This is a genomic window from Pseudomonas sp. ICMP 561, from assembly GCF_002699985.1.
Classification (GTDB): domain Bacteria; phylum Pseudomonadota; class Gammaproteobacteria; order Pseudomonadales; family Pseudomonadaceae; genus Aquipseudomonas; species Aquipseudomonas quasicaspiana.
On record NZ_LKBT01000012.1, the window covers coordinates 149224 to 175420 of the forward strand.

At 55.6% G+C, this 26197-nt stretch carries 28 protein-coding genes and 1 tRNA gene; 20 read left to right on the forward strand and 9 right to left on the reverse strand.

All coding sequences use genetic code 11. The features are described 5' to 3' along the window. Positions 1-5 precede the first annotated feature (5 nt). The 6 genes from AO242_RS10905 to AO242_RS10930 are packed head-to-tail and all read left to right on the forward strand — an operon-like array spanning position 6 to position 6005. Entirely contained in the window at positions 6-1556 is a 1551-nt protein-coding gene (locus AO242_RS10905) for a sugar ABC transporter ATP-binding protein (RefSeq protein WP_099268694.1), read from the forward strand. Then, complete coding sequence (locus tag AO242_RS10910) at positions 1556-2551, forward strand: ABC transporter permease (protein WP_027898678.1); 996 nt, start codon at positions 1556-1558, stop codon at positions 2549-2551. Before AO242_RS10905 ends, AO242_RS10910 begins: the two co-directional genes overlap by 1 nt. A gap of 1 nt (position 2552) precedes the next feature. Beyond that, positions 2553-3557: a LacI family DNA-binding transcriptional regulator gene (locus AO242_RS10915; RefSeq protein WP_099268695.1), complete on the forward strand. Its 1005-nt coding sequence runs from the start codon at positions 2553-2555 to the stop codon at positions 3555-3557. 34 nt (positions 3558-3591) lie between these two features. Further along, positions 3592-4539 carry a ribokinase gene (gene rbsK / locus AO242_RS10920; RefSeq protein ID WP_257153412.1) on the forward strand — a complete coding sequence of 316 codons (948 nt, stop codon included), beginning with the start codon at positions 3592-3594 and terminating at the stop codon, positions 4537-4539. Further along, on the forward strand, positions 4536-4940 hold the full coding sequence (rbsD, locus tag AO242_RS10925; protein ID WP_027898681.1) for a D-ribose pyranase: 405 nt from the start codon (positions 4536-4538) through the stop codon (positions 4938-4940). The genes rbsK and rbsD overlap by 4 nt, the downstream gene beginning before the upstream one ends. A gap of 39 nt (positions 4941-4979) precedes the next feature. Further along, complete coding sequence (locus tag AO242_RS10930) at positions 4980-6005, forward strand: nucleoside hydrolase (RefSeq protein ID WP_027898682.1); 1026 nt, start codon at positions 4980-4982, stop codon at positions 6003-6005. A gap of 29 nt (positions 6006-6034) precedes the next feature. On the opposite strand, the gene AO242_RS10935 is transcribed toward AO242_RS10930, so the two are convergent. Beyond that, positions 6035-6229, reverse strand: coding sequence for a hypothetical protein (locus AO242_RS10935; RefSeq protein WP_027898683.1), 195 nt, complete (start codon positions 6227-6229; stop codon positions 6035-6037). A 311-nt stretch (positions 6230-6540) separates the two neighbouring features. Between AO242_RS10935 and AO242_RS10940 the strand changes: the two genes are divergently transcribed. Continuing rightward, positions 6541-6855, forward strand: a complete 315-nt coding sequence (locus AO242_RS10940) for an I78 family peptidase inhibitor (protein ID WP_027898684.1) — start codon at positions 6541-6543, stop codon at positions 6853-6855. A 65-nt stretch (positions 6856-6920) separates the two neighbouring features. Here the strand turns inward: AO242_RS10940 and AO242_RS10945 are convergent, their stop codons facing one another. Together AO242_RS10945 and AO242_RS10950 are read right to left on the reverse strand one after the other, a co-directional pair. Next, entirely contained in the window at positions 6921-7133 is a 213-nt protein-coding gene (locus tag AO242_RS10945) for a cold-shock protein (RefSeq protein WP_007905882.1), read from the reverse strand. Between the two features lie 295 nt (positions 7134-7428). Continuing rightward, on the reverse strand, positions 7429-7734 hold the full coding sequence (locus AO242_RS10950; RefSeq protein ID WP_099268696.1) for a hypothetical protein: 306 nt from the start codon (positions 7732-7734) through the stop codon (positions 7429-7431). 365 nt (positions 7735-8099) lie between these two features. On the opposite strand from AO242_RS10950, the gene thrS reads away from it, so the two are divergent. The 12 genes from thrS (at position 8100) to AO242_RS11010 (ending at position 18081) form a co-directional block, all read left to right on the forward strand. Beyond that, positions 8100-10022, forward strand: coding sequence for a threonine--tRNA ligase (gene thrS / locus AO242_RS10955; RefSeq protein WP_099268697.1), 1923 nt, complete (start codon positions 8100-8102; stop codon positions 10020-10022). After that, positions 10022-10573: a translation initiation factor IF-3 gene (gene infC, locus AO242_RS10960; RefSeq protein ID WP_176469887.1), complete on the forward strand. Its 552-nt coding sequence runs from the start codon at positions 10022-10024 to the stop codon at positions 10571-10573. The genes thrS and infC overlap by 1 nt, the downstream gene beginning before the upstream one ends. A 60-nt stretch (positions 10574-10633) precedes the next feature. Then, a complete protein-coding gene (rpmI, locus tag AO242_RS10965; protein ID WP_002553160.1) occupies positions 10634-10828 on the forward strand; it encodes a 50S ribosomal protein L35 in 195 nt (64 codons plus the stop codon). A 28-nt stretch (positions 10829-10856) separates the two neighbouring features. Next, a complete protein-coding gene (gene rplT / locus AO242_RS10970) occupies positions 10857-11213 on the forward strand; it encodes a 50S ribosomal protein L20 (protein ID WP_007905879.1) in 357 nt (118 codons plus the stop codon). 106 nt (positions 11214-11319) lie between these two features. Then, positions 11320-12336 carry a phenylalanine--tRNA ligase subunit alpha gene (pheS, locus tag AO242_RS10975; protein ID WP_027898688.1) on the forward strand — a complete coding sequence of 339 codons (1017 nt, stop codon included), beginning with the start codon at positions 11320-11322 and terminating at the stop codon, positions 12334-12336. A gap of 78 nt (positions 12337-12414) precedes the next feature. Next, the gene (gene pheT, locus AO242_RS10980; RefSeq protein WP_099268698.1) at positions 12415-14793 is read left to right on the forward strand and encodes a phenylalanine--tRNA ligase subunit beta; all 2379 of its coding nucleotides are present in this window, start codon (positions 12415-12417) and stop codon (positions 14791-14793) included. Between the two features lie 3 nt (positions 14794-14796). Continuing rightward, on the forward strand, positions 14797-15099 hold the full coding sequence (ihfA, locus tag AO242_RS10985; protein ID WP_002553164.1) for an integration host factor subunit alpha: 303 nt from the start codon (positions 14797-14799) through the stop codon (positions 15097-15099). After that, entirely contained in the window at positions 15080-15436 is a 357-nt protein-coding gene (locus AO242_RS10990; RefSeq protein WP_027898690.1) for a MerR family transcriptional regulator, read from the forward strand. Before ihfA ends, AO242_RS10990 begins: the two co-directional genes overlap by 20 nt. Positions 15437-15522: 86 nt before the next feature. Then, positions 15523-15599 (forward strand) — tRNA-Pro (locus AO242_RS10995). A gap of 207 nt (positions 15600-15806) precedes the next feature. After that, positions 15807-16367, forward strand: a complete 561-nt coding sequence (locus AO242_RS11000) for a GNAT family N-acetyltransferase (RefSeq protein ID WP_099268699.1) — start codon at positions 15807-15809, stop codon at positions 16365-16367. A gap of 96 nt (positions 16368-16463) precedes the next feature. Then, complete coding sequence (locus tag AO242_RS11005) at positions 16464-16853, forward strand: hypothetical protein (protein ID WP_122704604.1); 390 nt, start codon at positions 16464-16466, stop codon at positions 16851-16853. 544 nt (positions 16854-17397) lie between these two features. Continuing rightward, the gene (locus AO242_RS11010) at positions 17398-18081 is read left to right on the forward strand and encodes an SMI1/KNR4 family protein (RefSeq protein ID WP_099268701.1); all 684 of its coding nucleotides are present in this window, start codon (positions 17398-17400) and stop codon (positions 18079-18081) included. Between the two features lie 176 nt (positions 18082-18257). Here AO242_RS11010 and AO242_RS11015 read toward each other — a convergent pair whose 3' ends face one another. After that, positions 18258-18554, reverse strand: a complete 297-nt coding sequence (locus tag AO242_RS11015; RefSeq protein ID WP_099268702.1) for a DUF2388 domain-containing protein — start codon at positions 18552-18554, stop codon at positions 18258-18260. Positions 18555-19206: 652 nt separating this feature from the next. Between AO242_RS11015 and AO242_RS11020 the strand changes: the two genes are divergently transcribed. Next, entirely contained in the window at positions 19207-19428 is a 222-nt protein-coding gene (locus AO242_RS11020) for a hypothetical protein (protein ID WP_027898694.1), read from the forward strand. A 41-nt stretch (positions 19429-19469) separates the two neighbouring features. On the opposite strand, the gene AO242_RS11025 is transcribed toward AO242_RS11020, so the two are convergent. From AO242_RS11025 to AO242_RS11050, 5 genes are all read right to left on the reverse strand, one after another. After that, a complete protein-coding gene (locus tag AO242_RS11025) occupies positions 19470-20816 on the reverse strand; it encodes an NAD(P)/FAD-dependent oxidoreductase (RefSeq protein ID WP_099268703.1) in 1347 nt (448 codons plus the stop codon). Further along, positions 20813-22330: an aldehyde dehydrogenase gene (locus AO242_RS11030; protein WP_099268704.1), complete on the reverse strand. Its 1518-nt coding sequence runs from the start codon at positions 22328-22330 to the stop codon at positions 20813-20815. Before AO242_RS11030 ends, AO242_RS11025 begins: the two co-directional genes overlap by 4 nt. Continuing rightward, positions 22323-23234, reverse strand: a complete 912-nt coding sequence (locus AO242_RS11035) for a dihydrodipicolinate synthase family protein (RefSeq protein ID WP_099268705.1) — start codon at positions 23232-23234, stop codon at positions 22323-22325. Before AO242_RS11035 ends, AO242_RS11030 begins: the two co-directional genes overlap by 8 nt. A 213-nt stretch (positions 23235-23447) precedes the next feature. After that, complete coding sequence (locus AO242_RS11040; protein WP_099268706.1) at positions 23448-24698, reverse strand: aromatic ring-hydroxylating oxygenase subunit alpha; 1251 nt, start codon at positions 24696-24698, stop codon at positions 23448-23450. A 383-nt stretch (positions 24699-25081) separates the two neighbouring features. Further along, positions 25082-26035: a LysR family transcriptional regulator gene (locus AO242_RS11050; protein WP_099268708.1), complete on the reverse strand. Its 954-nt coding sequence runs from the start codon at positions 26033-26035 to the stop codon at positions 25082-25084. Between the last annotated feature and the right edge of the window lie 162 nt (positions 26036-26197).

Below are 26197 nucleotides of genomic sequence, written 5' to 3' on the forward strand. Positions count from 1 at the left end.
GATTTATGTCCGTTTCAGCTCAAACTGCTGTGCTTTCTGTCAGCGGTATAGGCAAAACCTACGCGCAACCCGTACTTGGCGATATCGACCTGACGTTGATGCGCGGCGAAGTGCTGGCCCTCACGGGGGAAAATGGCGCAGGTAAAAGTACTCTTTCGAAAATTATCGGCGGCCTGGAAGCGCCCACCACCGGGCAGATGCAGTTCCAGGGCGAAAGCTATCAGCCGGCCAGTCGAACCCAGGCAGAAAAGCTGGGGGTACGTATGGTGATGCAGGAACTCAACCTGCTGCCCACGCTGTCCGTCGCCGAAAACCTGTTTCTCGACAACCTGCCGCGACGTGCCGGCTGGATCAACCGCAAGCGTCTGCGTGAAGATGCGACGCAGGCCATGGCTCAAGTAGGGCTGGATGCAATCGACCCGGATACATTGGTCGGTGAACTGGGCATCGGTCATCAGCAGATGGTGGAGATCGCCCGCAATCTCATCGGTGACTGTCGCGTGCTGATTCTTGATGAGCCGACCGCCATGTTGACGGCTCGGGAAGTCGAGATGTTGTTCGAGCAGATCACCCGCCTGCAGGCACGCGGCGTGTCGATCATTTACATCTCTCACCGCCTTGAGGAATTGCAGCGTGTCGCGCAACGTATCGCTGTGCTGCGCGATGGCAAGCTGGTGTGCGTCGACGCTATCGCCAATTACAGCAGCGAGCAGTTGGTGACGTTGATGGTCGGTCGCGAACTGGGTGACAAGATCGATCTGGGGGCGCGCCAGATTGGGGAAGTCGCACTGAGCATCAAAGGCCTGAGTCGGGGTGACAAGGTTCGGGATGTCTCGTTTCAGGTTCGCAAAGGCGAAATCTTCGGTATCTCCGGATTGATCGGTGCGGGTCGTACCGAGCTTATGCGCCTGATCTACGGTGCCGATCTGGCCGACAGCGGCACCATCGAGCTGGGTAGTCCGCTGCGCAGCGTTTCGATTCGTTCACCTGCCGACGCCGTTCGCCAGGGTATCGCGTTGATCACTGAAGACCGCAAGGGCGAGGGGCTTTTGCTGACCCATTCCATCAGCGCCAATATCGCCCTGGGCAACATGGATGCAGTCTCGGCTGGCGGACTGGTCAAGGTTCAAGATGAGACGAGCCTGGCGCAACGGCAGATCGATGCCATGCACATCCGCAGTTCCGGTCCGGCGCAGTTGGTTTCCGAGCTTTCCGGTGGCAATCAGCAGAAGGTGGTGATTGGTCGATGGCTGGAGCGTGACTGTCCGATCATGCTGTTCGATGAACCAACCCGGGGCATCGATGTTGGTGCCAAATTCGATATCTACGGGTTGTTTGGTGAGCTGACCCGTCAGGGCAGGGCGCTGGTCGTGGTCTCCAGTGATTTGCGCGAGCTGATGCTGATCTGTGATCGCATCGGCGTGCTGTCTGCCGGACGCCTGATCGAAACCTTCGAGCGCGACAGCTGGACCCAGGACGAACTGCTCGCTGCCGCATTTGCCGGCTATCAAAAACGCGACGCGCTGCTCAGTGAAGCCGCGCCGAGGACTGCTTGATGAAAACCTCCACCCCTTCACCGGCTTTGCCTTCACCCGCCAAACGTAGCGGCACCTATTTCGGCCTGGGGACTTATCTGGGCCTGGCGGGCGCTCTGCTGGCGATGATCGTGCTGTTCTCGCTGCTCAGTGACCACTTCCTTTCGTACAACACCTTCAGCACCATCGCCAACCAGATCCCTGACTTGATGGTGTTGGCAGTCGGCATGACCTTTGTGCTGATTATCGGCGGCATTGACCTGTCGGTGGGTTCGGTGCTGGCACTGGCGGCTTCAGCCGTCAGTGTGGCCATTCTTGGCTGGGGCTGGAGCATTATCCCGGCTGCATTGTTTGGCATGGCATGCGCCGCACTCGCCGGGACGATTACCGGGTCGATCACTGTTGCCTGGCGGATTCCATCATTCATCGTGTCGCTGGGCGTGCTGGAAATGGCCCGGGGGGTCGCGTACCAGATGACCGACTCGCGCACGGCGTACATTGGCGACTCGTATGCCTGGTTATCGGACCCTTTTGCCTTCGGCATCTCGCCTTCTTTTGTGATTGCCTTGCTGGTCATTATTGTCGCTCAGGCGTTGCTTACCCGTACCGTATTCGGGCGCTACCTGATTGGCATTGGCACCAACGAAGAGGCCGTGCGGCTGGCGGGCATCAATCCCAAGCCTTACAAGATTCTGGTGTTCTCGTTGATGGGCCTGCTGGCGGGCGTGGCTGCGCTGTTCCAGATTTCCCGCCTGGAGGCGGCTGACCCTAACGCAGGCTCGGGCCTGGAGCTGCAAGTTATTGCCGCAGTGGTGATCGGCGGTACCAGCCTGATGGGCGGGCGCGGTTCGATCATCAGTACCTTCTTCGGTGTCCTGATCATCTCCGTGCTGGCGGCCGGACTGGCGCAAATTGGTGCCACGGAGCCGACCAAGCGGATTATTACCGGCGCAGTGATTGTTATCGCGGTAGTGCTCGACACCTATCGCAGCCATCGCGCCAAGCGCCAGGTCTAATATGGCAACGATCAAAGATGTAGCGGCATTGGCCGGTATTTCCTACACCACGGTTTCTCATGTCCTGAACAAATCCAGGCCCGTGAGCGATGAGGTCAGGATCAAGGTCGAAGCAGCCATCAAGCAACTGGATTATGTGCCCAGTGCCGTAGCGCGTTCTCTTAAAGCCAAAACCACGTCGACTATCGGGCTGCTGATCCCCAATGGCGTGAACCCCTATTTTGCCGAGTTGGCACGAGGCATCGAAGACTACTGCGAGCGCAACGGTTTCTGCGTGATTCTGTGTAATTGCGATGACAATGCGGATAAACAGCGGGGCTATCTGCGCGTGCTGTTGGAGAAGCGCGTCGATGGGCTGATCGTGTCCTCGGTGGGCGGCGATCCTGGTCTGGATGGCGGCCTCGCCGGTGTACGCACGCCGATGGTAGTGGTTGACAGGGAGCTGGAGGGTATTGATGCCGACCTGGTGCGTATTGATCATGAACTGGGCGGTTATCTGGCAACCCATCATCTGCTGGGGTTGGGGCATCGACACATCGCCTGCATTCATGGACCGGCGCAAACCAGTGTGGCGCGACTAAGGCTGCGTGGTTACGAGCGAGCCATGGCAGAAGCAGGCATCAAGGTTGAGGCGCATTGGGTGATCGAAAGCGATTACACCAGTCCGGGAGGCTATCAGGCGGCTGTCAGCCTGCTGGAGGACAACCCGCCAACCGCCATTTTTGCGGGTAATGACATGATCGGGATTGGCGTGTTGCGCGCTGCGGCCGAGCGTAATTTACGCGTTCCAAAAGACTTGTCAGTGGTGGGGTTCGATGACATCGAAATGAGCCGCTATGTCTATCCTGCGCTGACGACCGTGGGTCAGTCGATTGTCGAGCTGGGCGAGAGTGCCGCGCAGATGCTGTTGAGGCGCATCACCGGGCCCTTCGACGGCGTGACCGAGCAGCGTGTCGTGTCCCCAAGCATTGTGTTGCGTGAATCCACGGCGCCGCCAGCCACATAATGACGTTGAGTAAAAACTACCTCGAGTAAGAACGATGAACGTGAAAAACAATGCAGAGATGTCGCACGCCCAGGTAGTGGTGGTCGGCAGTTTGAATATGGATCTGGTTACGCGAGCGCAACGCCTGCCGGGTCCGGGGGAAACCATGAGTGGGGATTCGTTTGCCACGGTATCCGGCGGCAAAGGCGCCAATCAGGCTGTCGCAGCGGCGCGGCTGGGCGCGCGCGTGGCGATGATCGGTTGCGTAGGGGATGACGCCTATGGTGAGCAACTGCGTGCCGCTTTACTGGCCGAGCAGATCGATTGTCAGGGGCTCACTACCGTGGTGGGTGTGTCCACCGGAATCGCTTCGATTGTGGTCGATGCCAATGGCCAGAACGCGATCATTATTGTTGCCGGGGGCAATGGCCAGCTGACGCCGGATATCACTGACCGTTTTGATGCGCTGCTCGGTGCTGCGCAGGTGGTGATCTGTCAGCTTGAAGTGCCATTGCCCACCGTTGCTCATGTGTTGCGTCGAGCGCGTGAACTGGGCAAGACGGTCATTCTCAACCCTGCGCCAGCATCTGCTGCGTTGCCCGATCAGTGGTATTCGTTGATTGATTATCTGATCCCCAATGAAACCGAGGCAGCGATTCTGAGCGGTATTGCGGTGGACTCGCTGTCGTCTGCAGAGCGCGCAGCGCGGTCCCTTCTGGACGCGGGCGCAGGCAAGGTGATCATTACTCTGGGAGAGCAGGGCGCGTTATTGGCATCGGGGCAGGGCATGGAGCAGTTTCCTGCGCCGCGCGTGACTGTGGTCGACAGCACGGCTGCGGGTGATACATTTGTCGGCGGTTTCGCCGCGGCGCTGGCTGAAGGTCGCACTGAAGCCGAGGCGATTCGTTTCGCGCAAAAGGCTGCGGCGTTGTCGGTAACCCGAGCGGGTGCGCAACCTTCCATCCCTGATCGTGCTGAAGTACTAAGGTTTGACCCTACATGAAAAAAACACCCTTGCTGAATATCGCTCTTTCCCGCGTCATCGCGTCCCTGGGGCACGGCGATATCGTGATGATTGTTGACGCTGGCATGCCGATTCCGGCAGGCGTGGAGTTGATTGATCTGGCGTTGACCCGTGGGATGGTCGACTTCGCCAGTGCACTGGATACCGTACTGAGTGAAATGCAGGTCGAAAGCCATGTGCTGGCCGAAGAAATCATGTTCAAGAAGCCTCCCGCCCTGAGCGTTATCGAGGGCCTTAATCTGGATGGCGATCTGGGTGAGCAGCGGCTGCTCAGTCATGAGGCGCTCAAGGCCCTGAGCAAAAGTGCCAAAGCGATCGTGCGTACCGGTGAGTGCGAGCCATACAGCAACATTGCGCTGGTCGCCGGTGTGGTTTTCTGATTGTCCGTAAAGTCATTTAATCTGAACAGGGAGTTCGCTATGCAAGCATTGCCAATCATCAAACAGTTATTCCGGAGCCTGCTGCTTTTGTCCATTCTCAGTGCAAGCGTGGCCCAGGCCGCAGAAAAACGCGACTTGATCATCGATACCGATCCGGGAGCCGATGACGTGGTGGCGTTGCTGCTTGCACTGGCATCCCCCGAGGAGTTGAACGTTCTGGGGATTACGACCGTGGCGGGCAATGTGCGTCTGGACAAAACCTCTCGCAATGCACGACTGGCCCGCGAGTGGGCGGGGCGCGAAGAAGTGCCGGTATACGCCGGTGCGTCCAAGCCTTTGGTGCGTACGCCGATCTATGCGGAGAATGTCCACGGTCAGGAAGGTTTGCCTGGGGTGCCCGTGCATGAACCCAAGCAGGGGCTTGCCCAGGGTAATGCGGTGCAGTACCTGATTGACACCTTGCGCAAGGCCAAACCGCACAGCATCACCATCGCCATGCTGGGGCCGCAAACCAACCTGGCTCTGGCACTGGTACAGGATCCGGAAATCACTCAGGGCATCAAGGAAGTCGTCGTGATGGGCGGAGCGCACTTCAATGGCGGGAATATCACGCCGGTTGCCGAGTTCAACCTGTTCGCCGACCCTCATGCTGCTCAAGTGGTTCTGGCCAGCGGCGTCAAACTGACCTACCTGCCGCTGGACGTCACTCACAAAATACTCACCAGCGAGCAGCGTCTTGCGCAGATCGCCGCATTGAATAATCAGGCGGGCAAACTGGTCGGCAGTATTCTCAATGAGTACGTGAAGCTGGACATGACTCACTATGGTCTGCCCGGCGGGCCGGTGCATGACGCCAGTGTCATTGCCTGGTTGCTCAAGCCTGAGTTGTTCAGCGGCAGGCAGATCAACGTGGCTGTCGATAGCCGTGAAGGCATAGGTTTTGGGCAGACCGTTGCCGACTGGTACGACACGCTCGGCCGGGACAAGAACGTCTTCTGGGTCGAAAGTGGCGACGCGCAGGGCTTCTTTGATCTGCTGACCAGTCGCCTGTCACGCCTTAAATAAAGCCTCTCTGAGAAACCGGCAGGCGCTTGTTACGCCTTGCCGGTCTCGTTCGGGTAACGAGCAAGTACTTGCGTGATGAATGCCAGCGCGCCCTCTGTGCCCAACTCCTTTACCAGCAAGTCCACAGCAATGATCGCCAGCTCTTCCGGGTTGCCAGGGCTGTGTGATGAATGTCCCTGGTGCCATTTCGCCTTGATGTCTGCATCGATGGATACGACTGCCATTGCTGCCTCGTCTCGTCGTCTGAAAGGGAGATCCTTTACAGAGTGCGGCCTGGGCGGCCGAACGCCAGTTCCAGTAAAGCATTTCAGCCGCTGTTTGACACTGCAACCTACGGCGGTAACTCAGTGACGAGTCAGAACCCGGTGCATACGTACTCATGTTTTGTGACGATTTGCTGAGACGTGGCGCATCAAGCTCGGGCAGACTGCGCAGCGGTCTGTACTGATGGCCTGGAACTGGCCATGTGTTGCAACGAATGGGTTGCGGCGCTGTCGCAAGGATTCAGCTTATGTTTATCGGTCAAGGAGTCTGTATGCCGTGGAAAATCTCTTCAGTCGGGTTTGCTGTTGCGTTGTCGTTGCTGGCAGGGTGCAGCAGTACGTCTGAGTCAACAGCTCAAGAACCGAATGCTCCGGTTGCCAGTGGGCGCTGCGACGCCGCAGGTGCTCAGTTCGCCGTAGGTCAGCAAGCATCGGCTGCGTTGCTCGCCCAGGCCCGAGCCAAAGCAGGGGCGCAAGATGCCCGGTTCATTGGTGCCAACGATATGGTCACCCTGGAATACCGCTCCAATCGCGTCAATCTCAACACCGATGCCAATGGCAAGGTCGTGCGGGTCAACTGCGGCTGAGCCGAGCCTTTCCTGTACCCATAAAAAAACCCCGTCAGTGACGGGGTTTTTTTAGATCGCCTGGATTACTCCGCGCGAACCTGAGCAGCTTGCATGCCCTTTTGGCCTTTCTCAGCCACGAACGAAACGGTCTGGCCTTCTTTCAGGCTTTTGAAACCGTCGCTTTCGATAGCTTTGAAGTGTACGAACAGGTCGTCACCGCCACCCTGTGGGGTGATAAAGCCGAAGCCTTTTTCGTCGTTGAACCATTTTACGGTGCCGGTTTGGCGATTAGACATGGTGAATCTCCAAGAACATAATTTTTTCAGTGTACGTGTTGCTCAGGCCAACTGGGCACACCGGCCTATCATAGTCGAAATGTGGGAATGTAGAACTTTTTCAGTAAGAACTTTGAGCATTAACCGTAGGTAAACCCGGAATAACTTCTCTAAGTCACCCTGTTTCTGACGCTCAAAGTCACATTGAGTCGTAAGTAGACGGGGCTGAAAGGCGCGTATTTCAAGGCCTTCAGAGTTCGCTCACAGTCATCCTGAAAACATGCCCCGCCTTACTTCGTGAAGTCATGTAGATGAATTATTTTTTTGGCTGAGTGCAGTTTTTGGCGACCAGATCACTCATTTTTTTAGTTTGCTCAGGGGTTGGTGGCGGATTGGCATTACTCATTTTTTCAATTTCCGCACTGCTGAAGTTTTTGCTCACTTGCTCAGCGCCACACTCGCAATGGGATTTCGCTGAGGCTGCATCAAGCTTTTGTCCCGCGGTGGCCACGCAATCCTGGATGAACTTGGCTTTGGTTGGACCGCTCATCGCTGCTTGAGCGCTGAGTGGCATTGCCAGGGCGATTGGGGCGAGCAGGGCGAGTAAACGTATAAGCTTCATGGCGTTTTCCTTTATAGGGTTCAACGTATTTGCTGCAGGTTGCACAGCTATCTGACGATGAGTGTGGACGCCAGTTCAGTTTGAAAATTACGAGGCGAACGCGGATGCTGCAATTGATTGATCCTGCGTGCATGTGAATGGGTTGAGCTGTGATAGGATGCGCGTCCTTTATATCTGCCTGCGTCTGGCTGGTGTTCTTTTCGCCGTCGTTGTGCAGTTTTTATTTCAAACCAGTCATCTGGTTCGGTTCAAGGTTGGCCGCGAGGCTCCTGCCACTGTGAGGCAGGCATACCACCGGATCACGTACTGGCTCATCCCAACCCACGTGACCTTTGGTAGGGGTCACCACTAGGAGAGGAGGCGCCATGCCCACCATTACTCTTCCCGACGGCAGTCAACGTTCATTCGATCATCCGGTTTCCGTAGCCGAGGTCGCGCTTTCCATTGGTGCAGGTCTGGCCAAGGCCACCGTTGCCGGTAAAGTCGACGGTCAGCTGGTCGACGCCAGCGATCTGATCGAGAAAGACGCCACCCTGCAGATCATTACCCCCAAAGATCAGGAAGGGCTGGAGATCATCCGCCACTCGTGCGCCCACCTGGTAGGTCATGCGGTCAAGCAGCTGTATCCAACTGCAAAGATGGTCATCGGGCCAGTCATCGATGACGGCTTTTATTACGATATCGCTTATGAGCGCCCGTTCACGCCTGACGACATGGCGGCGATCGAGCAGCGCATGCAGCAGCTGATCGAAAAAGATTACGACGTCATCAAGAAGGTCACTCCGCGCGCCGAAGTGATCGACGTGTTCACTGCGCGTCACGAAGATTACAAGCTGCGTCTGGTTGAAGACATGCCAGAGCAGCAGACCATGGGTCTGTACTACCACGAAGAATACGTCGACATGTGTCGCGGCCCGCACGTGCCGAACACTCGCTTCCTCAAGTCCTTCAAGCTGACCAAGCTGTCCGGTGCTTACTGGCGCGGCGATGCCAAAAACGAGCAGCTGCAACGGGTCTATGGCACCGCCTGGGCCGACAAGAAGCAACTGGCTGCTTATATCCAGCGCATCGAAGAAGCTGAAAAGCGCGATCACCGTAAAATCGGCAAGCGTCTTGGGTTGTTCCACACCCAGGAAGAAGCGCCGGGCATGGTGTTCTGGCATCCACAGGGCTGGACTCTGTATCAGGTGCTTGAGCAGTACATGCGCAAAGTGCAGCGCGAGAATGGTTATCTGGAGATCAAGACGCCGCAGGTGGTTGATCGCTCCCTGTGGGAGAAGTCAGGTCACTGGGCGAACTACGCCGATAACATGTTCACCACCGAGTCCGAGAGCCGCGACTACGCAATCAAGCCGATGAACTGCCCATGCCACGTGCAGGTGTTCAATCAGGGCCTGAAAAGCTACCGTGAGCTGCCGATGCGTCTGGCCGAGTTTGGTGCTTGCCACCGTAACGAGCCGTCCGGTGCGTTGCACGGGATCATGCGCGTTCGTGGCTTCACTCAGGATGACGCGCACATCTTCTGTACTGAAGATCAGATGCAGGCGGAATCCGCGGCGTTCATCAAGCTGACCCTGGATGTCTATGCCGACTTCGGCTTCAAGGACATCGAGCTGAAGCTGTCGACTCGTCCTGAAAAGCGTGTGGGTTCCGATGAATTGTGGGATCGCGCTGAAAGCGCGCTGGCATCGGCGCTCGATAGCGCGGGCCTGCCTTATGACCTGCAGCCGGGTGAGGGCGCGTTCTACGGTCCGAAGATCGAGTTCTCGTTGAAAGACTGCCTCGGTCGTGTCTGGCAGTGTGGTACCCTGCAACTCGACTTTAACTTGCCGATCCGTTTGAGCGCCGAATACGTCTCCGAAGACAACAGCCGTAAACATCCGGTCATGTTGCACCGGGCGATCCTCGGTTCTTTCGAACGTTTCATCGGGATTCTGATCGAGCACTACGAAGGTGCATTCCCGGCCTGGCTGGCGCCTACTCAGGCAGTGATCATGAATATCACTGATAAACAGGCAGATTTTGCCCTTGAAGTAGAAAAAATTCTCGCCGAAAGCGGGTTTCGTGCCAAGTCCGACTTGAGAAATGAAAAGATCGGCTTTAAAATCCGTGAGCATACTTTGCTCAAGGTCCCTTATCTCCTCGTGATTGGAGATCGGGAAGTTGAAATGCAAACTGTCGCTGTGCGTACACGCGAAGGTGCAGACCTCGGCTCGATGCCGGTCGCCCAGTTCGCTGAATTTCTCGCACAAGCGGTTTCCCGGCGTGGTCGCCAAGATTCGGAGTAATTACTATTAAGCGTGAAATGAGACAAGATAAACGAGCTGCACCGAAAGCCCCGATCAACGAGAATATCTCGGCACGCGAGGTTCGGTTAATTGGAGCTGAAGGTGAGCAGCTTGGGATTGTGTCAATTGAAGACGCGCTGCTTAAGGCTGAAGAGGCCAAGCTGGATCTGGTGGAAATTTCCGCCGATGCAGTACCCCCTGTCTGTAAGCTGATGGACTACGGCAAATCGATCTTCGAAAAGAAGAAACAGGTTGCCGCTGCCAAGAAAAATCAGAAGCAGATCCAGGTTAAAGAAATCAAGTTTCGTCCAGGGACGGAGGAAGGGGATTACCAGGTAAAACTACGCAACCTGGTACGTTTCCTGAGTGACGGGGACAGGGCCAAGGTATCGTTAAGATTCCGCGGTCGTGAGATGGCCCACCAGGAGCTGGGCATGGAACTGTTGAAGCGGGTTGAAGGTGACCTTCTTGAATACGGTTCCGTTGAGCAGCATCCTAAGATGGAAGGACGCCAGCTGATTATGGTCATCGCCCCGAAAAAGAAGAAATAACCACCAGGGCACGGCAGGCCTTGCGGTTATGTTTATCAACTGAATGCGGAGTATCCGAACATGCCAAAGATGAAGACTAAAAGTGGTGCAGCTAAGCGGTTTTTGAAAACTGCTAACGGCATCAAGCACAAACACGCTTTCAAGAGCCACATTCTGACCAAAATGTCGACCAAGCGTAAGCGTCAACTGCGCGGTAGCAGCTTGCTGCATCCGTCTGACGTGGCAAAAGTCGAGCGCATGCTGCGCCTTCGTTAATTTTGATCAAGAATAGAGGAAGTAACTCATGGCTCGTGTAAAGCGTGGCGTCATTGCCCGTAAGCGTCACAAAAAAATTCTGAAACTTGCTAAAGGCTACTACGGCGCGCGTTCACGCGTATTCCGTGTTGCCAAGCAAGCGGTAATCAAGGCAGGCCAATACGCCTACCGTGACCGTCGTCAGAAAAAACGTCAGTTCCGCGCTTTGTGGATCGCTCGTATCAACGCTGGTGCTCGTATCAACGGTCTGTCCTACAGCCGTTTCATCGCCGGCCTGAAAAAAGCGTCCATCGAGATCGACCGTAAGGTTCTGGCTGATCTGGCAGTGAACGAAAAAGCGGCGTTTGCTGCGATTGTCGAGAAAGCTAAAGCCACCTTGGCCTAAGTCCCCGACAATCACCGGGCCTCAGTTTCTGAGGTTCGGTGTTAAACGTCATAAATAGGGGAAGAGCCTAAAAGCTCTTCCCCTATTTCGTATCTGGAGTCTGTAAATGGAAAACCTGGACGCGCTGGTCTCGCAAGCTCTTGAGGCTGTGCAGAGCGCTGAAGATATCAATGCCCTGGAGCAAATCCGGGTTCAATACCTTGGCAAGAAAGGTGAGTTGACTCAGGTGATGAAGACCCTGGGGAATTTGCCTGCAGAAGAGCGTCCGCAAGTCGGCGCCCTGATCAACGTCGCCAAGGAGCGTGTCACAGAGGTTCTCAATGCCCGCAAGGCGCAGTTCGAGGAAGCGGATCTTGCCGCTAAACTCGCCGCCGAGTCCATTGACGTGACCCTGCCTGGCCGCGGCCAGACCTCAGGCGGTCTGCACCCCGTTACCCGTACTCTGGAACGCATCGAACAATTCTTCACCCACATTGGCTACGGCATCGCCGAAGGCCCTGAGGTGGAAGACGATTACCACAATTTCGAAGCGCTCAACATCCCAGGCCATCACCCGGCCCGGTCGATGCATGACACCTTCTATTTCAATGCGAACATGCTGTTGCGCACCCATACCTCACCGGTACAGGTCCGCACCATGGAATCGCAGCGTCCGCCGATCCGCATTGTCTGCCCAGGCCGTGTGTACCGCAGCGACTCCGATATTACCCACTCGCCGATGTTCCACCAGGTCGAAGGCCTGCTGGTTGATCGCGACATCAACTTCGCCGACCTCAAAGGCACAATCGAAGAGTTCCTGCGGGTGTTCTTCGAAAAAGAACTGGCCGTGCGTTTCCGCCCGTCTTACTTCCCGTTCACCGAGCCGTCCGCCGAAGTCGACATGGAGTGCGTGATGTGCAGCGGTAAAGGCTGCCGTGTCTGCAAGCAGACTGGCTGGCTGGAAGTCATGGGCTGCGGCATGGTTCACCCGAACGTGCTGCGCATGTCCGGCATCGACCCTGAAGAGTTCTCAGGCTTTGCCTTCGGCATGGGTGTAGAGCGTCTGGCCATGCTGCGTTACGGCGTCAACGACTTGCGTCTGTTCTTCGACAACGACTTGCGGTTCCTCGCGCAATTTCGCTGAGGCGCTTCGCGGCAGCCGCCAATGGCCGCTGTCGCAGAGCACCGGAGTCGCCCGTAACGCATTTTTTTGGAGAGCAGGATGAAATTCAGTGAACAATGGTTGCGCGGCTGGGTAAGCCCGCAAGTATCCCGCGACGAGCTGGTTGCCCGCTTGTCGATGGCCGGTCTTGAAGTTGATAGCGTCACCCCGGCCGCTGGTGTATTCAGCGGCGTGATCGTCGGCGAAGTACTGAGCACCGAGCAACACCCCGATGCCGACAAACTGCGCGTATGCCAGGTCAGCAGCGGTTCGGAAACCTTTCAGGTCGTCTGCGGCGCGCCAAACGTGCGCCCGGGTCTGAAAATTCCATTCGCCATGATCGGTGCCGAGTTGCCGGGCGATTTCAAGATCAAGAAAGCCAAGCTGCGTGGCGTTGAATCCAACGGCATGCTGTGCTCCCAGTCCGAGTTGCAAGTGGGCGAGGGCAATGACGGTTTGATGGAGCTGCCAGCCGATGCGCCGGTGGGTGAAGACTTCCGTGTGTACCTTGAGCTGGATGACGCCAGCATCGAAGTGGACCTGACGCCAAACCGGGGCGACTGCCTGTCGCTGACCGGTCTGGCTCGTGAAGTCGGCGCGCTTTATGCCATCCCTGTGGCTGTGCCGGCCGTTGCCGCTGTTCCCGTGACGCACGATGAAGTACGTCCGGTTGACGTGTTGGCGACCAGCGCTTGCCCGCGTTATCTCGGCCGTGTGATTCGCAATGTCGACCTGTCGCGTCCAACCCCGTTGTGGATGGTTGAGCGTCTGCGTCGCTCCGACATTCGCAGTATTGATGCCGTGGTCGACATCACTAACTACGTGATGATCGAACTGGGTCAGCCATTGCACGCGTTTGATCTGGCTGAAATCAACGGTGGCATTCGTGTCCGTATGGCAGAAGAGGGCGAGAAGCTCGTTCTGCTGGACGGCCAGGAAGTCAGCCTGCGAGCCGACACGCTGGTTATCGCTGACCACCAGCGCGCTCTGGCCATCGCCGGCGTGATGGGTGGGGAACACAGCGGTGTTTCCAGCACGACTCGTGACGTATTCCTCGAAAGCGCGTTCTTCGACCAGATCGCCGTCGCGGGCAAGGCCCGTTCGTATGGCCTGCACACTGATGCCTCGCACCGTTACGAGCGTGGTGTTGACTGGCAGTTGGCACGCAAGGCCATGGAGCGAGCCACAGGCCTGCTGCTGGAAATCACTGGTGGCGAAGCTGGTCCTGTTATTGAAGCTGTCAGCGAGAAAGACCTGCCTTCGATCGCGCCGGTCACTTTGCGCGCCGAGCGCATTGAGCAGATGCTGGGCCTGAAAATGGACCCTGTCGAAATCGAAGGATTGTTGACTGGCCTGGGCTTGACCGTTTCTGCTGAAGCCGCAGGGCAGTGGCGTGTAGAAGTGCCAAGTCATCGTTTCGATATCAGCCTTGAAGTGGACCTGATCGAAGAGCTGGCCCGTCTTTACGGCTACAACCGTTTGCCGGTTCGTTATCCGCAGGCGCGTCTCGCGCCGCAAGCCAAAGCTGAAGCGCGTAGCGATCTCCCTGAGCTGCGCCGCCTGTTGGTCGCTCGCGGCTATCAGGAAGCGATCACCTACAGCTTCATCGATCCCAAGCAATTTGAGCTATTCAGCCCTGGCGCTGAGCCGTTGCTGCTGGCAAATCCGATCTCCAATGACATGGCTGCAATGCGCGCCTCGTTGTGGCCTGGTCTGGTCAAGTCTTTGCAGCACAACCTCAATCGTCAGCAGGATCGTGTACGTCTGTTCGAAAGCGGCCTGCGCTTCGTCGGTCAACTGGACGGTCTGAAACAAGAGCCAATGCTGGCCGGTGTGGTCTGTGGCAGCCGTTTGCCGGAAGGCTGGGCACAGGGCCGGGAGGTGATCGACTTCTTCGACGTCAAGGCTGATGTTGAAGCCGTTCTCGGCTTCGCCGGTGCGCTGGATGCTTTCAAATTCGTGCCTGGTAAACATCCGGCTTTGCACCCGGGCCAGACAGCGCGCATCGAACGTGATGGTCGTGAAGTGGGTTACGTTGGTGCCATTCACCCTGAGTTGTCGAAAACCCTGGGGCTGGATCGTCCGGTATTCGTTTTCGAGCTGATTCTGGCTGAAGTCGCGCTGGGTAAAATGCCGAAATTCCAGGAGTTGTCGCGCTTTCCTGAAGTAAGACGTGACCTGGCGCTACTGGCTGATGAAGGCGTTGCAGCCACTGCAGTTCTTGACGTTATTCGAGAAAATGCAGGCGAATGGCTCACAGACCTCAGGCTATTTGATGTTTATCAGGGTAAAGGCATTGATCCGCATAGAAAAAGCCTTGCAGTTGGCTTGACCTGGCAGCATCCATCGCGCACTCTTAACGACGATGAGGTCAATGCGGCGACGCATAAAATCCTCACCTCACTCGAGGAAAGGTTAAACGCCACGTTAAGGAAGTAGCGTATGGGGGCTCTGACGAAAGCTGAGATGGCCGAACGTCTGTATGAAGAGCTGGGCCTGAATAAACGAGAAGCCAAGGAATTGGTTGAGCTGTTCTTCGAGGAAATCAGGCACGCTCTGGAAGATAACGAACAGGTCAAATTGTCCGGTTTCGGCAATTTTGACCTGCGAGATAAGCGCCAGCGGCCTGGTAGAAACCCGAAGACCGGGGAAGAAATTCCTATCACGGCTCGCCGTGTTGTCACGTTCCGTCCAGGGCAGAAGTTGAAGGCCCGAGTTGAGGCTTATGCTGGAACCAAGTCATAACGACGAGTTACCGCCGATACCAGGCAAACGCTACTTCACCATTGGTGAGGTCAGCGAGCTCTGCGCGGTGAAACCGCACGTTTTGCGCTATTGGGAACAGGAATTTCCTCAGCTCAACCCCGTCAAACGACGCGGCAACCGCCGGTATTATCAGCGCGAAGATGTGCTGATGATCCGTCAGATCCGTGGCTTGCTCTACGAGCAAGGCTTCACCATTGGTGGTGCGCGGCTGCGTATGACCGCTGGTGAACCCAAGGATGAAACTCAGGATTACAAGAAACTGCTCCGGCAGATGATCGTCGAGCTGGAAGACGTTCTGGTGGTATTGGGCAAGTAGAAATTGCCCGGATACTTCCATAATTCAAAAGCTTAGGTTATATTCCTCGAAGTTTTCGCAGCATGGGAAACTGATACACGCCTAGTCGGGGCGTAGCGCAGCCCGGTAGCGCACTTGCATGGGGTGCAAGGGGTCGAGTGTTCGAATCACTCCGTCCCGACCATTTAATTCAATGAAAAAGCCCAGCTTTCACGAGTTGGGCTTTTTCATGTCTGCGAGATTTTCGAGCCTTCTCGATGCTCATCCTTCCTGCTCTTCAATTGTCAGCACCGAACCTCTTGAGTCGGTTGCTGAGACCACGTCGGTGCCTCGTTGAAGTAATGTCCCAAACACTGGCATGATCTCGGCACTCAAAAAGTGAGAACCACAATTGTCTGAGAATCTTCCAGAGTTCGCGCTTGAGAGGGTGAGATTGAGGCCTGTACGGCGTGAGGATTTGCCAGCGGTCTATGCTGGCTTATCCGATCCTCAAGTCATCGCTCACTATGGAGTTTCGTACTCCAGCCTTGAGGCGACCGAGGCGCAGATGCGCTGGTTTGAGAAAATAGTTGCCGAGCAAGCGGGGGCTTGGTGGGCTATCGCGGAGTTTAAAAACGACTCAATGATAGGTGCCTGCGGTTTCAATGATTGGAGCCATGAGCATCGCCGTGTAGATCTCGGGTATTGGCTCATGCCTGCCTACTGGCGCCAAGGGCTATTGACCGAGGTTCTGCCTTCTGTGTTTCGCTATGCGTTCAATGCTATGGGTGTTCATCGAATCCACGCTGATGTTGAGCCCGCCAACGCGGCGAGCTGCGCCTTGCTTCGCAAGCTCGGATTTCACCTGGACGGAACTCTACGGGACGTCGAGCTTAAAGACGGTGAGTTCTTGAGCCTGCATCAGTACAGCCTGCTGCGCTCTGACTCAGCTGCCCTGGATTACTGTGATTAGCAGCATTAAAGCTCTATCTCCGCCACCAGCCCCTAAGAGTAAATGAGGACAAGACTGACGGGTGGATTCGGGTGGTGATATAAAGTGCGGGTCGCTATGGCTGGCAACGTGCTGGCGAATTTTTCTATTGATAGGGAGTTTGTAATGTCGCCGATCAGGATGCCTGTTTTGTCGCTTTGTCTGGCCATACTGGGCTATACCGGCAGCACTTTGGCGAGCTCGGAGGATGAAAAGCAGCAGGGCCTTGTAGTCTTGGTTGCGATGGAGCAGGTCTGCAATAACGCGAACCCTGGCATGAACAGCGATGTCGAGAACGCGATGGCATCGGATCCCACCATTGACGAGGCGACAAAGACGGAAGTGAGAAAAATCAAATCCGACCCTGCCTATAAATCTAAAGTGAGCAGCACCGCTGAAAACTTGATTCACTCCCCGATGGGAGCTTATGTCGCCAAAGACCTGTGCAAGAACTACGGCGCGAAATGATCAATTTCATTCTGAGCTAATGAATGATTGACACAGGGGGCCGGTTTCTCGGTGTGTACTTATCCGCATCGGTGATGCATGTCAGAGGGCGAACCTCCGCCCGCCCTATTGGCTGCCCTGTGACAAGCTGCCGGGTAACTGGTATTCACGTTCTGGCGAGATTGCAGGCCGCTGCGCGCGCACTGAGAGTATCGGGTTGGCGTGGCGCTGATTGTTTAGTCAGTAACGCCGAGGCTGTTAGCATGGGTCTCATTAAAGTGTGGGAGTTGCTATGCGCCAAGTTGTTAAAAGGGCACTGAGCGTGATTGCATCAGAGAGCTGCGAGCGTGAATACACTGATGCCATTGGGCAGCTGTAATTGAGTTTGGCGAGCACAATTTGGCTGAGCGGCTGTTTGCCGATCTTCCCGACTCTTTCTCATTCTAATGGTGAGCGAAGTTATAGGGTATAAGGCAGGTGCAAAATCAGTTGCGGTTCAAATCTGTTTGCTGCGAATGAAGAATTCAAGCGTCAGTAAAATGTCCAGGTCAGAAAGGGGTATCGCATGATAAATGCCATTGAAATCATTGAAGCCACGAAGGCTGCTTTTGCAGAAAGAGATGTTTATTTCTCGCTTGCTCAACTGCCACCAGACCTCGAGATTCCTGCTGAATGGCAGAATTTTGGGATTGCCTTTTCTGAAAAGCCTTCATTTCCTCTTGCTTGGCGGGCATTCAGTGCTGAGTTACCTTGGCTAACATCGCTACTGGATAGGTGCTTGCTTGGCACCGCTATTTTAGCGGGGTCGCCAACTGAATTATTATATATATTTCATGACGCCAATGGGCTGTATTACTACATAGGGGGTGAGCCTCTAGCCAACTCTGATACTCCCTCTGCTTTTGGCACTAGATTGTCGGAGTTTTATAAAGGAGTTCACAATGGATTTACCTTCTACCCAGCGCGCTCTATGGGGCCACAAAAAATTTCCGATTGTACCTACATCTCTGAACTGATTGACGAAGAGAGCACAGACTTTGCGGCAAAATGGTTAACGATACTATCAAATGGGGGCGGAGATTACCTTGCTATAGATCTGAAGAATCTGACTGATAGTAACGGGATTATTTGGTGGCATGAACAACCCATGGAACCAGAAACAGGAATGGACGTCTTCGGCGTTATGGATGCATGGATTTCAATTTTTCTCGAAGACACCTTGCTGCGCAATGATGTCCTCAAATATTAAGATCAGCTCCTGGCCTATTTTAGTTGCTCTATTTACTCAGACCTTCTTCAGAGGGGCCTGGTTTTCCTGAGTGCTGCGGGAGATAGAACTAACGTCAATATTCATTGAGCGCGCAGTTAATCAGCACCTGGAATGACGGGGGTAGGGCAGATACGAAAAGCCCACCGGTGAGCCGGTCAGTCCCTTGCAGCAATAGCTTGAGCCAGTTGAAGGTCAGACATCTGGGGTTGGTTAGCAGTCGAGCGGTAGCGCTGGACGGCCTGCTCAAAGCGCGCGCCACGGATATCGCCATCTGATCCAATGAAAGCGAGGGCATCTTCTCGAGCTGGTGTGAACAAGTCAGCAATTTTTTTGGACGAGATTTCACTCCCCAAAACCGTCGCGTACGAACTCATGTAGACGTATTCAGCCGCTTCTACCTTAGCGACGATCAAGGTTGCCAGTGCCATCACCACAGCTTTCCATGAGTTCATTCTTCAGTACATCCATGCCTGTTTGGGGGCGGCACAATAGCATGGGCGGGTACTCGTCAGATACGAAAAGCATGGCACTTGGCCCGGTTCTTTTTACTTACAGGTTCCACCCTTTTTTCCGCTCAGAATTTTGTAAAAGTCGTGACTGGACTGCTCAGTCTCGTTCAACTGCATCAGGGCATCCCCCAAACGGATCGCATCACTGCTGAGTCCCGGCCAGCGGTGTGTTTTTCGGCGGGATTTCCCAGGGAGAGGCAGCATGAAAATGCTTATACTAAAAACACGCTGCAATCAGACATGGAGCTGTAAAAGTGGGGCTTATTTTATCCGCGATCCTTACGCTAGGCGGGTTCATGCTCGGCGCCACCGTCATATATGAGTTGCCCGTCAGTCACGAAACCGGTACATGGCTTTTTGTAGGCTGGATGATCTTACAAACTGTCATCCTTCGTTACATCGAACTAAAGGTCACCGGTCGCTGATCAGGTACCTTTCCGGGGATGCAGATTGCATACTTGCTCCTTGGTAAAGAAGGGCATGACAGAACACACGTGCGTCAAAAAGACTCAACGGCATGTCTGCCGTCGGGTCTGGCTAGCAAGTAAGATAAAGATGTTGTTTCATGCGGTCGAATTTTCAGGATTGTCAGACAATGAGACTGGACGAGCAGTATTTCGAGGATTTCCGGTGCATCGCCTGCAACGGCAACCCTTTTGATCCCAAAGATGGCACTACCAGCGGCCTGTTCGGGATTGAGGATCTGGTGGGCGAGCAATGTGCAGGGTGCGGTCATTCAATGAGTCTTGATGACCTGGAGGCCATGACTCATGCGGCAGAACTTCACATGATCAGGTCGCTGTTCTCTCCGGGCTGAAGGCCGCTGAAGTCGGCTAACTTCGATGGGCCGAGCGGGCTTTAGCCTTCCTTGCCAGCGCGAAGGGCCTGCCAACTGATGACCGAACTCACCCCAAGCCGTGTGAGAATTTTGGGGGGCAGCTTGCTGGGGCCGGGCGTGTTGCTGAAGTCATCCAGGAATCTGGACTTCATGCCGGTCGCCAACTCAGCCGCCATGACGCCAGCCAGCGTGCTTTTAACCGTTCCGAGGCCGTTTTCGCAACATGCTGAATACAGGTTTTCTTCTATTTCCCCGAATGCCGGCGCGCTGTTGCGGCTCAAGCAAAGACGGCCCGCCCAACTGAATTCCAGCGGTGTTGACTTCAATTCCGGGAAGCGCGCGTCCAGGGAGTGTCGTTGTTCCCGGGCGACGTCTGCTACGCGCTGAGGCGTCACTTGAATGCTCGGGTCATAGGTAAATTTGGTTCGGATCACGATCCGTGAAAGTCCATCCACCGTGATCTTGCGAACCGTAGCGCCCATTGGGTCGGCCGGTAGAAGAGCCCAGCATTCGCGCCCTGTCACCGGTCTCTTGAATTGATCATGGTGGTAACCCGCGGTCATCGAGGCATACGTGAACACATGCAGCAAGCGTCCCTGAAAATGTCCGAAGTCTTCGATGTGCCCGTTGACGGCAAGAATGACCTTGGGCGCCGTCACCACCCCCCCATGAGAGCGCGCCATCCAGTCATTCCCTGATCGGGACAGTTCGACGATAGGGGAGCGTTCGTACAGGCTGATGTTTTCAGCCAGTCCGGCTGCCAGATCCCGGATGTACTGCGCCGGCTGGATCATCACTGCGCCGGGTGTATAAAGCCCGCCGTGATAGTAGCTGGAGCCGGTGATGTCGCGCATTTGCGCGGCATCGAGCAGCTCGTAGTGCTCGCCAATGCCTTTGAGCGATGCGGCGTAATTGGCGTTCAGCCTTCCGCCGCGTTCTGTGGCGGCGGCGTTGATCTTGCCCGAGGGATCAAAGGTTTCGCTGGCCATGCCGTAGTCGCGGGCAGCCTGCGCGGCAAAATCGATGGCGAAGCGGTTTTGGGAAATTTCCCGTGCCGTTGCCGATTCGCCAGCCACCGAGTACTCCCCGGAGGAAAGGCTGTGGGGCACATCGATCATGAACCCGGAGTTTCGCCCAGCTGGTCCAGTGGCAATCTCGTGAGCGTCGACGACCACGATGCGATCCTTGGGTCGTAGCTGGGTTAGCCGACGTGCCGCGGAGAGACCGGCGAAACCGGCCCCGATGATCAGCCAGTCTGCCGTCACGCTCCCATCAAGCACTTGCACAGGAGTAGCCCGCCTGGAAATAGCCTCCCAACCCGAAACACCGGTATCTACCGGCAAGCGTTTGATGGAATGTGTGCTCATTTTACGGTCTCATCAACCGACCGATCAGACACATCGATCCAGATGGTTTTGATTTCGGTGTACTGGTCGTGGGCGAAAACCGATTTGTCGCGACCACCGAAGCCTGACTCTTTGTAGCCGCCAAACGGGGTAGAGGCATCGCCCTCACCGAAGCAGTTGACGGTGACAATACCTGCACGGATTTCACGGGAAAGCTTTATCGCCTTGCGCAAGCTACCGGTGTAAACCGAGGCCGCCAGGCCGTATACCGTGTCGTTAGCCAGAGCAATCGCTTCAGAGATCGTATTGAAGGTAGTGACTGACAACACCGGCCCGAAAATTTCCTCCTGAAACAGTCGGCTGTCCCGTTCCACGCCGTCTACCACAGTCAACTGGACGAACGCGCCATCCTGAGTATCACCGCCGTAGACGATGTCCAGATTGGCAGCGCTGGCGTAGTCCAGGTAAGACTTCACCTTGTCGAAATGGTCGCTGCTGACCAATGCCCCAACCCGGTTTTGAGGATCCAGGGGGTCACCCATTTTCCACTCGCGTATGTAGGCACCCATACGTTCTAGCAATTGGTCTTTGACCGAGGCGTGAACCAGCAGTCGTGACGTCGCCGAGCAGTTTTCGCCCATGTTCCAGAACGCACCATTGACCACCTGTTCGGCCACCAGGTCCAGGTCTTCAGCATCGTCCATGACGACCGCAGGGTTCTTGCCGCCGCACTCAAGCACCACGCGTTTGAGGTTTGAATCGGCCGAGTAATGCAGGAAGCGCCGACCGGTCGCGGTGGAGCCGGTGAAGCTGACCATATCGACATCTTTGTGCAGGCCGATAGGCTCACCGACGTCTTTGCCGGTGCCTGTCACGATATTGAGCACGCCTGCAGGCACACCCGCTTCGAATGCCAGTTCGGCCACGCGCAAAGTGGTCAGGCTGGTCTGTTCGGCGGGCTTTACGATCACCGAGCAACCGGCGGCCAGTGCCGGGCCGATCTTCCAGGCGAGCATCAACAGCGGGAAGTTCCACGGCAGCACGCAGCCCACCACACCGATAGGCTCGCGCACCACCATGGTCAGCGCGTCGTTGCCCACCGGGGCCGTGTTGTCATACAGCTTGTCGATCAATTCGGCGTGCCAGCGCAAGGTATGAATGGTGTCGGGCACATCCACCAGTTGGCATTCACGTACCGGCTTGCCGCTGTCCAGGCTTTCCAGTACGGCCAGTTCGTGGCGATTGTTTTCGAGCAGACGCGCGAACTTCAACAACACGGCTTTCCGGTCGCCGGGCGCAAGCAGCCTCCAGCGTCCATCATCGAATGCTTCTTTGGCTTTGCTGACCGCAATGTCCACATCCTCAGCCGTGCAGGCCGCCAGATCGGTGAGAAACTCGCCCGTTGCCGGGTTGGTCGTCGCCAGCGTGTTGCCAGAAACGGAAGGCTTGAATGCACCGTTGATGAACGCGTTCGATGGAAATGAAATCGATTGTGCGATAGCGGCATATTCATCCGCGGTAAGAAGGTCACGCATGGCTGGCTCCTGATGTGATGTGTGCAACGGTACGCTTCACGTTGGCGATAACGGTTTGGAGGCTACGTTTGTCTTCGCCATTCAGAGGCCGCAAAGGCGCGCGAACATCTCCGACTTTCAGGCCGTTCAATTCACAACCAAATTTGATGCATTGCACGAACTTGCCGCCATCCAGCGCATTCATCAGCGGTATCATGGCCGACATGATCTGCCGACCCTTGTCGAAGTTCTTCTCGACCACGCAGGCTTCATACAGCGCCACATGCTCCCGGGGCAGAAAGTTTGAACCGGCGCATACCCAACTTCTTGCGCCCCAGGCGAAAAATTCCAGTGCCTGATCATCCCAGCCGCAGGACAGTGCGATATGCGGGAATTCACGGGCGAGTAAATGCACCCGGCTCATGTCCCCCGAACTTTCCTTGATGGCCACCACGTTTTTTGATTTGCCCACGCGAGCCAGGTAGTCCTCGTTCATCTGTACGCACATGCGCCCCGGGTAGTTGTACAACATGATCGGCATGTTGGCGGCCCGATCGATGGTCAACGCGTGAATGGCGTTTTCCTGATCGGTCGGCAATGCGTAGGGGGGAGTGGTGACCAGAATCGCGTCGGCCTTGATTGCTTTGGCGTCCTTGGCAAACAGCACGGCATCTTCGGTACGAATGGCACCTGTACCAATAATCAACTGAACACGGGAACCAATAACTTCTTTGGCGCGGGCCGCAAGTTTCAGACGTTCCTCGGCGGTCTGCGCATAATATTCGCCTGTCGAGCCGCCAATAATAATGCCATGCACTCTGGCTTCGATAAGCGACTCCAGAACTTCCGGAAAAACAGCCCAGTCAATTTCGCCATCGGCTGTGTGCGGTGTTACCGCAGGCGTATAAATACCTTCGAATCTCAAGAGGATTACTCCGAATAGTCATGGCCGGAAGAGCAATAAACGCGCGCGTTGTATTACTGCTGACGCGTTAAAGTTCCAGATTGTTGTAATGGCGCAGAGTTAAGAGGTGACTCAATAATGCCCTCTGAATATAAGGTCATCCTGAGTAGTTATTTATTATTGTCAGTCTTTCGGACAAGGCTGGCGGCGACTGTCTTAATCACCGCCATACTGTTATCCCACCGACTTCAGTTTTAGGGGAGCGGTGCCGCTGTCATCTTTAAGTCTGTCGAGCATGATGTCGCAGTACCAGTCGTCAAACTGACAGACGCCATTTTCGGCCTTCGAAGAAAAGGGGCCGGGTTCATAAGCCGGGGAGTTAACACCTACTTGTGCGCCTTCAACCAGCGTGCGGTCCTGATCATTGGTGGCAAGCCAGACTTTGGTCAGGCGCTCAAGGTCGTAGTCGACGCCTTCCTGAGCGGTCTTCTTGACGATCCATTTAGTGGTCACCAGTGTTTCGTTTGGGCCAATTGGCAGGACGCGGAAACTCAGCGCGTGATCGCCCAGGAAATGATTCCAGGTGGACGGATAGTTGAAATACAGCAGCGCACCTATGTCTGCTTCGCCACTGTTGTCCAGCCTGCCAGCGACTGCTGGTTTGCCATCCATGGTGTAGCTGACTGCACCGGATGACAGAGGGATTCGGGTAATGCGGAAGCGCCCGTCCTTATCCATGACCAGTTGGCTGGGCATGCCTGCGGCTTCGCAGCGGTCCCAATGAGCTTTTAGCTCCGGGTCATCACTGCCGCCGACGCCTGCTACCGACAGGTTTTCCACGAAGGAATTCATCAGTTCGGGGTGGGTGCCGTCGCAGTGATAGCATTCGCGATTGTTTTCGAAGACCAGCTTCCAGTTGCCTTTTTCAATCAGGTTCGATTCGAAAGCGACCTTGCAGTCTTCCAGCAGATGAGGTGCGAGGAAGGGGGTCACTGCTTCCCGGAATGTGGAGAAATCAGGGGCGAGATCAGCTACACAGACATAGATGTAGGTGTTGACGATTTCACAATGCACTGGCTTGAGGTTGTACTGAGACTTGTCGAAATCGTCACCCATATTGCCTGCGAACAGCAGCCGACCGTCCAGCTCAAAAGTCCACTTGTGGTAAGGGCACACCAGCTTGGCGACTTTGCCTTTCGCCTCGGGACAAACCTTTGAACCCCGGTGCCGACAGGCGTTGTGGAACGCGCGAATCTCTCCATCCGCACCACGTACCACTGCAACCGGATACTGGCCAACCTGCAGTGAAAGATACTGCCCGGATTTTTCCAGTTCAAAGGTGTGGCCTGCGAAAATCCAGTCCTTGTGCCACAGCTGTTCAAGGTCTTGTTGATAGACATCCGGATCGCTGTAAAGCGCCCCTGGAAGTGCGTGTCGGGGTTTGCGTTGTGCAATAAGCTGAGAAACGGCTGATCTGATATTCACGTCCCACGCACTCCATTCGCTTCAGGCGCTGCTGTCCGGTAAGAAAGCAGCTGCCGATCATTATGGGTTCGAACCTCTGTATTGACCGTCACTTGAAGTTTTCAATGATGACGCGATGATCCTGACAAGCATCTGTAAACGGCCAACCGTTAGTTCTCCCGGCTTTTGTGAAGGTTACGTGTACAAATCGACGTTCAACAAGAAACTTTTAGGTCAGGCAATGCATAAACAAATGTTATCAATTGCGAGAGGAGGACGGGAAAACAGGGCAGGGGAAGTGTGCGAAGCGCAGAGTGTCGCAGGCATATTTCAACGCCCTGACCGTGAGACGTCAGGGGTGATTGGCTTTATCACGGAGGGTGACGGGCTGATTAAAAGGTTTGTTACGTGAAATAGGCGAGCAGCCAGTCGCGCAATTTGCAGCACGCCCGGTCATTGGCCCGGTCTTCCCTGAACGCGAGGTAGTGTTGCGAATCCTTGTGGACCACTTCTTTCTGGATAGGGCGAACCAGTGCGCCGCTTTCAATCGATTCGGCTACCAGATGGCTCCAGCCAAGCGCGACGCCCTGATTGGCCAGCGCCATATTGATCACCACGTTGTAGTCATTGGCACTAAAGACGTGAGGCCGGTCGTGCGGGCGTTTTTCTATATCGGTATCGTGAAAGGCAAGCCAGACGCCCCAATCGACATGTTCAGCCACTTGCGAACGCCCGTAGGGGCTCAAGTTGAGCAGCGCACTGTCGCGCAAGCCTTCAAGAGTCGCGAGTTCCGGATGCTCATCGCGATACTGCGGCGTGCACACGGGGAATATCACGTCGTGAAACAGCGGGTAGTTGCGGTAACCGCTCTGCACGCTGGCGAATTTGGTGATGAAGATATCGGGCGTGACGCCAGGCTCCATCGAAAGAAAATTTTGTGTGCTAATCAGATTGAGGTCGATGTCCTGGTTCTGACTGAAGAAGCCCGGCAGTTTCGGTGAAAGCCACAGCGCAGCAAACGCCGCAGAGCAACACAGGGTCAGCTCTGACTTACCGGCCCTGTAAGCGCCGACCCGTTTGGCGGCCTGAGAGATGTTGACGAAGGACAACTGCGCTGCATCGAAAAACGCAGAACCGGCCTCGGTCAGCTCGACGGCTCTGCCGACCCTTCTGAACAGCTCAACGCCCAGATACGCTTCCAGCTCGCGAATCTGCCTGCTGATAGCTGCCTGAGTGACGCAAAGCGCTTCAGCCGCTCGGGTGAAGCTCTGGTATTTCGCGGCTGCTACGAAAGACTTCACTGCTTTGAGCGACGGCATCTTTAATAACGTGTTGTCGGGGTCGATGTGCTTAACCATAACCTAAGGTATCCATTTTTCTGGAAAACAGGTGTAGAGGGCTCGTGCCGCGAGGCTGGCGGCCAGTGGCTCGCAGAAGCCTGCACCGCTGATAACCGCCGCTCCTTAGCCTTATGACAGGCGTAGACAGGCGCTGTCCACAAGGGACCGTCGAGCATGTCG